Raw genomic sequence first — 5275 nt, forward strand, 5'->3', positions numbered from 1 at the left:
GTTTAGTGATGAGGCTAAATATGCAGAAGAAGAAAATAGAAAATTAGGAGAGATTCCAAGAAATCCTCGAATGGAAATAACAAAAGAGCGAACTTCAAATGATAGGAAAGGTACCACATCCAAGAAATCAAAAAAAGGCAATACCGCTTTAATGCAATCAGCTGTTGATACAGACTCCATAGAAAACAGCAATATATTTGGTGTTGTAGAGGAGATGCCTTCATTCCCCGGTGGTATGGCTGCATTGATGAAATACATCAAGGATAATCTACGCTATCCAGAAATTTGTAGGGAAGGTGCTGCTATGGGCAGAGTTCATGTTGTCTTTATTGTAAACGAGGACGGAAGTTTGAGTGATATAAAGGTAATTAGAAGCATTAGCCCTGAACTTGACAAGGAAGCCATTAGGGTTGTGAAAAGTATGCCAAAATGGAATCCTGCAAAACAAAATGGCAAAGCTGTGAAAATGAAATATGTTGTTCCTGTAAATTTCAGACCTGAATAAGATGAATACAGCTCCACTTATCTGTATCGACCGTCATCGCCTTACAATTGACGGTGAGGGGGTTACTACGCTCGTAGCATTTCATGGTTGTCCTCTTCATTGCAAGTACTGTCTCAATCCCCAATGCCTTGATGCTGACGGCGTATGGCAGGAGGTGGATACAGAACTGCTGATGGCGAACGTGGAGATGGACAACCTCTACTTCTTAGCTACAGGAGGCGGCATCTGTTTTGGTGGAGGTGAACCGCTTCTGTGGAGTTCATTCATAAAGGAGTTTTGTGAACTATGCCCAGAGGGATGGCACTTTACTATGGAGACGAGTCTAAACGTACCTCGCCATCACTTGGAGAAAGTCACCCCATACATTGACTCCTTTATCATCGACATCAAGGACATGAATCCTGCCATCTATCAAGCCTACACTGGTAAGCCCAACCGGCAAGTTATCGACAACCTTGTCTGGCTCAACACTCATGCCAAACATAAAGACAAGATCATCCTTCGTCTCCCCATAATCCCCAAGTTCAACACCGAAGATGACAGGAAACACAGTCGCCAAGTCTTAATAGAATTAGGATATGAGAATTTTGATGAATTTGAATATGTTATTAGAAACAAATAAACAGTTTTAATTATATGTCCCAATGAAATGGATTTGAATGTAAATTCCATCTCATTGGGGTATTGGATAAAAATTATTGGTAATTTTTAATAGTACGTTTTATGCTATTAGACTCTCTGCGAAGTTCATTAGCTACACTGTCTTTGTATGCAGCCATCCGTACCATTTCATTGTATTTGAGAACAGAATCTTCGTAAGCTGCAACACGATTTTTGACATAGTCTATGACATTTTCGTCTCTGTTTACAGAGAAGTGCTTCTCTATATATAAGATGTTTGGGTCATCAGCAGACAGAACCATCTTCAAAGCTCTATACTTCAAGTCTGCCTCCTCCCAATCTTGGTGTTCTCGCCATTGGGTTAGATTGCCCCAAATGGATATGACAAGAGATAGAGCCAAGCCACCAATGAAAAGAAGAACATACTTTGATGTAGGCTCGAAGCGATGGGTGACAAGTTTCTTCTGAGGTGAATTGTTCATCACTTCAAGTTTGTCCTGCAATGCCTTTGAGGAAACATCATTCTCTTGTCTCATCTGCTTGACAGCATCAACCAAGAACTTGTTTCGCTGCTCATTTTTGCCGAGTTCAGCCTTGATAAGGTCAACAAAAACAACAATGGCATCTCTTAATTTGGATATTTTACCTCTGACTTCCTCTTCCTTGCCAAACATAGCAATGATTGATTTCTCCAACTTGGTTGTGTCATTACTTGCAGGAACGGTTTCCGCTCCTGCGTACTTTGGTGAAGCAGAAAGTTCATCGACTTTCTGCTCCAATCTCTCAACTGTGCCGTAGATGGCTTCCAATAGTTCTTCTTTCATATTTCTTTTGTTGTTTGAATGGTTTGTAACTTGCATCAAAGGCTAAAGCCTCTTCTGCGTTTCTTCTTTTTCTTCTTGGATGATTCATCCTCTGGGAATTGCTCAAAGGTCTGAGCATTGGCTGGAGCAAAAAGTCCAATGGAAGAAATACCATTCCATGGGTTTTGGCTGCTCTCCGACATGAATGACAACAGCTCGTCCTTGAAACTACCTTGCTCATATTGTTGAGTAGAAATGGCTCTTGCTGATACATGGTTCTCCGTTCCCTCAAATCTTGCATTCAGTTTGCCAAAGCTATAGTCTCGGCTAATCTGCGTACCATTGAAACTATATCCATCATTGCTGAAACGGATGCCTTGTACCTTGGTTCTCTCCTTGTCCTTATAGACAAGCTCCAAGCAAACACCTTGTTTTGCAAGTTCATTCTTGAACTTCTGCCAGCTATCTGCAACTTTTAAGGCATCTTTGACTGCATTGTGAATCTCGTATTTTGCACGCTCCGCATTGCGCAATTTGCGAGTGTTAGTCTTGCTCTTGTCAGTTCCGTAAGTCAATCCATACTTGGATTTTAGAACCTTGGTCACTTGCTCATTACGCCTGTAATCGTGGGCGTCTGATATGAGTTTGCCCTCATTGTTGATGCGGTTATACACGATATGACAATGTGGATTGTCCGTGTTGTGATGCCTTACGATAATGAATTGGGTATCGTTGATACCCATCATTTGCATGTATTCAAGGGCTATCTTAGCCATGAAATCATCCGTCAAACGTGGCTTGTCCTCGGGCTTGAAACTGAGTGCAATGTGTCCCACAGGCTTCTTAATCCTTGGATTTAGCTGTCTTTGCAGCTCAAAACTTTGTACTATCTCGGCATTCGTGCCGAGTAACACTCCATCGGATGCAAGGATTTTCGCCTCGTCCTTGCCTGTCACGTAGCGGACGCAACCACCAAAGGATGCACCTTTCTTTAGCTTGCCTATCATGTGGTATCCTCCTTTCTGCCCATACTACTTGGCTTCGGTTTATAACTTGCTTGGCGATACTCGCCAAGGATTGCTTTTAATCTTCTCAACAAGTCCACTACATACACATGGGTCTCATGGAAACCTCTCTGATGCGACAGCTTGGTAAGTTGGTTGAGGTTGTTTGCCATACCGATGAGGTTCTTGGCAATGGCAACCGTCTCTGTGTTGTGTCCGCTCACCACCTCACCATTCAAGGCTGATTCACGGATATACTCCGCCAACTTGCGGTTGGCTTTTCTTGCCCTCAGTTTCAATGCCTCATAGCTTGGCTTTGAGAACTTCACCGTGATAGACTTCGACAGCTTGCGAACCCTGCTCGTAGGCGGTCTTCCGCCCTTTTTCCTATTCTGTTCCTGTATGTTTGTCATTCGATATACTGTTTACAGTTGGTACACTCACTTTCTGCGACCGTCGGGAGCAAAATTCCTCCGCCCTCATGGTGGAGCGAGGCGTTTTGGGGTTCCCAAAACATAACCTCGCTCCCTCTCAGAACACGTTAGTTGGAACTACAGCCTTTCAGCTATCCACGCCCAAGGTCGCAGACCTTAATTCTCACAATTTGCGCCAAGCCTCGAAGTCCTCTTCATAAAGGCTTAGGTGGTGGCGCACGATGTTCTCGATGATGCCTGATACGCTCATGCGTCTCCCTCCGAGGATGCGGACGACACGGTCAAGACGGTCTCGTACATCGGAACTGACGAAGACTGGCTTGCGGTCGTCAATCCTTGGAACCTGGAGGAAGGTCTGCTGATACTCCTCCAATGTCGCCTTGCGCTGCTTGCCGCTGATGCGCTTCTGCGGATTCGGTGGCGATTGAGCCTCGTTCGTTGATGTTTCCTCTCTATAGGGAGTTGTTGCAGCAACTTTCTCTACAACTGCTCTCAACTCTGGGTTCTCTACATCATCATAGAGAGAATTACAACTACTTGGATTGGATTTGTTGCCATACGTAGATGGTTTAACAAAATCCAAATACTCTTTTTCCATCAGCTCCTTTTGCCCAGGAGCCAAGACTACATCTTTTGTTCTTGCCATAGCTTATGCTGTTTTATTTGTTAGTATAGTGGTCACGGTTTGCACCATTGACCGATTGTCGGGTGCAAAGTAAGTGTACTGAGTGCAGCCATGCAACTGATTGGGTGTAACGTGGCAATTTAGTTGTGGCTTGCTTATTTGCATACCGAGATAGTTGTGAGAACTTCAACGTATTTCTCAACTCATCATTGTTCATGTATTCGTTGCAGTCGTGCAAGTTTTTCTTGTTGTTTTTGGCGTTGAAGTCGGCAAACCCCGGTAACATACTGCCACAGAAATTGAAAACGCTTGTTTTTAGATTGCCGTGCCTTATCTTTGCACTCACAAACGTAGAGCACTGCATATGCGTGGAGCTTTGCGACATACAAAATAGTATCAACTTAAAAAAAAGAAAAGTATGGGATTCATCGTATTCGAGGAAGAGGCATTCAACTATCTTGATGCCCAGTTGGAGAACTTCGTGAAGCGCATGGACAGAATCCGTGAGCGCAGTGAGGACAAGACCATGAACAAGTGGCTCGACACGCAGGACGTGTGTCAGACGCTCAACATCTGCCCACGGACAGTGCAGACGCTTCGGGACAACGGAACTTTGGCTTATACGCAAATCAGCCACAAGACCTACTACAAGCCGGAGGACGTGATGGCTATCGTAGCAGTAGTGGAGGACAAGAAAAAGGACATGCGCTTTCGCAAGCGCACAGGTTAGGCTGTCAATATACAACAGCCACTTAATCCAAAGCAGCAAGTAAACCGAGTAACGTAAGTATCAACAATAAAACGAGACAACTATGAGCAATGAAGTAATGACAAGAAACAGCGAGTGGATGAACCACATCGTGAACCACCTCAACCGAATGGTTGACAATTTTGAACGTGCCGTGATGAACTACCGCCCCATGCTTGACGGTGAGCGCTTCATGACGGACAAGGAGCTTTGTGCCAGACTGCAACTGAGCCGAAGAACCCTGCAGGACTACCGAAACAACGGTGTCATCCCGTATATCCAGCTTGGCGGAAAGATACTCTACCGCGAGTCCGACATTCAGAAGATTCTGATGGCTAACTATCGTGAGGCGTACAGAATGAAGGGCTTGTAGGAGAAATACATGTCCTTGATGAGTGGGGTGAAATGAACAAGGCGACAACGTATAACTTACCGAGCGTGGCTGTTATAGGTTGTCGCCTCATTTTATTGGCTATACCGAGTTGTTCGTGTTTGCCGGGTATCATTTGTGTTACCTGTATAAATCTAATACCAT

The 5275-nt window shown here is 44.4% G+C and carries 8 protein-coding genes; 4 read left to right on the top strand and 4 right to left on the bottom strand.

The features are described from left to right. Together CFT61_RS16030 and CFT61_RS16035 are read left to right on the top strand one after the other, a co-directional pair. Positions 1 to 505: energy transducer TonB (locus CFT61_RS16030; protein ID WP_142990665.1), on the top strand; the 505-nt coding region annotated here is incomplete at its 5' end. Position 506: 1 nt separating this feature from the next. Continuing rightward, a complete protein-coding gene (locus tag CFT61_RS16035; RefSeq protein ID WP_089545399.1) occupies positions 507 to 1127 on the top strand; it encodes a radical SAM protein in 621 nt (206 codons plus the stop codon). A gap of 73 nt (positions 1128 to 1200) precedes the next feature. Here CFT61_RS16035 and CFT61_RS16040 read toward each other — a convergent pair whose 3' ends face one another. The 4 genes from CFT61_RS16040 to CFT61_RS16055 form a co-directional block, all read right to left on the bottom strand. Beyond that, positions 1201 to 1950, bottom strand: a complete 750-nt coding sequence (locus CFT61_RS16040; protein ID WP_089545405.1) for a hypothetical protein — start codon at positions 1948 to 1950, stop codon at positions 1201 to 1203. A 35-nt stretch (positions 1951 to 1985) separates the two neighbouring features. Then, positions 1986 to 2936 (bottom strand): relaxase/mobilization nuclease domain-containing protein, encoded by a 951-nt coding sequence (locus CFT61_RS16045; RefSeq protein ID WP_089545400.1) that lies wholly within the window; start codon positions 2934 to 2936, stop codon positions 1986 to 1988. Then, the gene (locus CFT61_RS16050) at positions 2933 to 3346 is read right to left on the bottom strand and encodes a plasmid mobilization protein (RefSeq protein ID WP_089545401.1); all 414 of its coding nucleotides are present in this window, start codon (positions 3344 to 3346) and stop codon (positions 2933 to 2935) included. The genes CFT61_RS16045 and CFT61_RS16050 overlap by 4 nt, the downstream gene beginning before the upstream one ends. 184 nt (positions 3347 to 3530) lie before the next feature. Next, positions 3531 to 4013, bottom strand: coding sequence for a DUF3408 domain-containing protein (locus CFT61_RS16055; RefSeq protein WP_089545402.1), 483 nt, complete (start codon positions 4011 to 4013; stop codon positions 3531 to 3533). 397 nt (positions 4014 to 4410) lie between these two features. Here CFT61_RS16055 and CFT61_RS16065 point away from each other — a divergent pair, with 397 nt between their 5' ends. Both CFT61_RS16065 and CFT61_RS16070 read left to right on the top strand, forming a co-directional pair. Next, positions 4411 to 4722 (top strand): helix-turn-helix domain-containing protein, encoded by a 312-nt coding sequence (locus CFT61_RS16065; RefSeq protein ID WP_008656559.1) that lies wholly within the window; start codon positions 4411 to 4413, stop codon positions 4720 to 4722. An 82-nt stretch (positions 4723 to 4804) separates the two neighbouring features. Beyond that, complete coding sequence (locus CFT61_RS16070; RefSeq protein ID WP_025066990.1) at positions 4805 to 5113, top strand: helix-turn-helix domain-containing protein; 309 nt, start codon at positions 4805 to 4807, stop codon at positions 5111 to 5113. Positions 5114 to 5275: the final 162 nt, after the last annotated feature.

Source organism: Segatella copri, from assembly GCF_002224675.1.
Taxonomy (GTDB): Bacteria; Bacteroidota; Bacteroidia; order Bacteroidales; family Bacteroidaceae; genus Prevotella; species Prevotella copri_U.

Excerpts from the sequence above, each read along its gene's own strand:
- CFT61_RS16040 (WP_089545405.1), bottom strand. The coding sequence starts at position 1,950 with ATGAAAGAAGAACTATTGGAAGCCATCTACGGCACAGTTGAGAGATTG.
- CFT61_RS16045 (WP_089545400.1), bottom strand. The coding sequence starts at position 2,936 with ATGATAGGCAAGCTAAAGAAAGGTGCATCCTTTGGTGGTTGCGTCCGC.
- CFT61_RS16035 (WP_089545399.1), top strand. The coding sequence starts at position 507 with ATGAATACAGCTCCACTTATCTGTATCGACCGTCATCGCCTTACAATT.
- CFT61_RS16050 (WP_089545401.1), bottom strand. The coding sequence starts at position 3,346 with ATGACAAACATACAGGAACAGAATAGGAAAAAGGGCGGAAGACCGCCT.
- CFT61_RS16055 (WP_089545402.1), bottom strand. The coding sequence starts at position 4,013 with ATGGCAAGAACAAAAGATGTAGTCTTGGCTCCTGGGCAAAAGGAGCTG.
- CFT61_RS16065 (WP_008656559.1), top strand. The coding sequence starts at position 4,411 with ATGGGATTCATCGTATTCGAGGAAGAGGCATTCAACTATCTTGATGCC.
- CFT61_RS16070 (WP_025066990.1), top strand. The coding sequence starts at position 4,805 with ATGAGCAATGAAGTAATGACAAGAAACAGCGAGTGGATGAACCACATC.